The sequence below is a fragment of the Mesorhizobium sp. M2A.F.Ca.ET.037.01.1.1 genome (assembly GCF_003998075.1).
GTDB lineage: Bacteria > Pseudomonadota > Alphaproteobacteria > Rhizobiales > Rhizobiaceae > Mesorhizobium.
The window spans coordinates 1-1,330 of the sequence record NZ_RZSA01001360.1; the positions used below are offsets into that span (position 1 = coordinate 1).

Below are 1,330 nucleotides of genomic sequence, written 5' to 3' on the forward strand. Positions count from 1 at the left end.
TGTCCAGCGGATAGATGGGTAACACTTTGAACCGGATACATAGGTAACAGTTTTCTCTCCCTATGATGCGGTCGCCGCAGCGCCAAGCGGTCGGCTTGGCGCGGCGCTGCGGCGAACCAGTTTCATGTGCTTCTCATCGATGAAGCCGAGCGGATGGGTGTGGAAGCGCATCGTCCACTCGCCATCCTCGGTCTCTTCAATGGCAATCGGTTCGCCGGCCAACGTGGCCGAGACATAGATCTCGGTGCCCCGCCATTTGACCGCGCCGTTCTGGCGCACGCCGCGCACCGCTGCCTCGGTCGGATAATCGGGTTCAGGGGCTGTCTTCGGCATCGGTCGGGTCGAGGGGCGGTAATGCTGTGCCGGGGTGTCCATGCCCAGCGCCTCGTGCGGACGCTCCTCATTGTAGCTGCGCCGGAAGTTCTCGAAGGCCCTGGCTTGAGCCGCTTTGTCAGCCTTCGGTGCATCGGCCATCGGCAGCATGGTCAGATGGAAACGCTCATGGCGCCCGTTCTGCTGCGGCTTGCCTGGCTGGATGCGCTCCAGGGCGATGCCGAGCTTAATGAAGCGCACTGCCAGCGGCGTCAGCCCTGTGACGCCGGCCGACGCAAAGGGTGGGCCATTGTCGCTTCGAATGCGATCCGGCAGACCGTTTTCCTCAAACAATCGCTCAAACACCGGCCACGCCTCCTCGTCGGCCGTCGAGCCCGTCGCCTCGAGCCCCAGCAGGTAGCGGCTCAATGCATCCATCACCGTCAATGGCTCGCAGCGCCAGCCGTCACGGGTCCGGAACCAGCCCTTGTGGTCTACCGTCCACACCGCATTCGGCGCCGCAGGCTCCGGCCATGGCCCATTGCCCACAGCCCGCCAGCGCCGGCGCCGGCGTCCCACAAGACCATGCCGCTTCAGGATCTCGCCAGCTGTCGAGACTGCCGGCCAGCCACAACTGGGCTCCGCCCGCTTCAGCCGCGCCATGATCTTCTTCGGCCCCCACAGCGGATGCGCTTCCTTCTCCGCCACGATCCGCTCCACCAGCTCGGCTGCCGTTGCTCGGCCGTGATCGAGCGGCGCCCGCGGCCGGTCGTGCAGGCCTTCCGGCCCGGTCTCCCGGTAACGCCCAAGCCATTTGTAGCCGGTCTTGCGTGAGATCTCGAAGGCCGCGCAAAGCTGCGTCATCGTCTCCTCGCCAGCTAGGCATTCAACAACAAAACGAAGCCGCTCATCCATGATGCCAGTCTCTCGCCAAACCATCGCCGGTCCTCCCGGCTGGCAAGAAAACTGTCACCCATCTAATCGGTCCATTCTGTTACCTATCTATCCGGTTCGGACA

General features: G+C 64.1%; 1 protein-coding gene. It reads right to left on the reverse strand.

Annotation, left to right across the window (positions count from 1 at the left end; genetic code table 11):
* Positions 1 to 60: 60 nt before the first annotated feature.
* The gene (locus EOA27_RS36730; protein WP_126078128.1) at positions 61 to 1,251 is read right to left on the reverse strand and encodes an integrase core domain-containing protein; all 1,191 of its coding nucleotides are present in this window, start codon (positions 1,249 to 1,251) and stop codon (positions 61 to 63) included.
* Between the last annotated feature and the right edge of the window lie 79 nt (positions 1,252 to 1,330).

Bases quoted from the DNA above. Each gene is read 5' to 3' on its own strand.
- EOA27_RS36730 (WP_126078128.1), bottom strand. From the start codon at position 1,251: ATGGTTTGGCGAGAGACTGGCATCATGGATGAGCGGCTTCGTTTTGTT.